General features: G+C 58.8%; 1 pseudogene. It reads right to left on the reverse strand.

The features are described 5' to 3' along the window. Positions 1-110: 110 nt before the first annotated feature. Positions 111-322, reverse strand: a pseudogene (locus QJT78_RS52170) (SOS response-associated peptidase); the annotation flags it as partial. Positions 323-434 lie beyond the last annotated feature (112 nt).

Genomic DNA, 434 nt, shown 5'->3' on the forward strand with positions numbered 1-434 from the left:
TCCGTCGTTGCCGCCTCCATACCCCCCGCCAACGATTTGCAAACACGTTGATCAACAGACTGCAATCCCCACGCCAAACCTTTGCGAGTGGGACGCGAACGTCGCTTACGGATCACGGGCATTGCTTTCGGATGGATCGGCTCGACGACCGCATTGGGTGACGTCGTCAGGAAGCCGTAGACAAGGTGGGGCCGGGGATCGGCTTCGACTTGGTGCCGCGGTCGCCTCTGAACTCGGTCCAGATGCCGCCGAAGCAGAACAGCGGCCGGCTCTCCTCGAGCGCGAACCAAACCACATCTTTCTTCTTCGTCTCGGGATTTGGCGGTACTGTCCAGAATCTTTCGCACTTTTGATCAGGCGACGGCTCCGGTTTCAGAGAGTTGTGGCTGATAGAGCGGTCGCATGTTCATGTAGCATTTGGTCGACCACGCCGT

The organism is Bradyrhizobium sp. Mp27, assembly GCF_029953005.1.
Lineage (GTDB): Bacteria > Pseudomonadota > Alphaproteobacteria > Rhizobiales > Xanthobacteraceae > Bradyrhizobium > Bradyrhizobium barranii.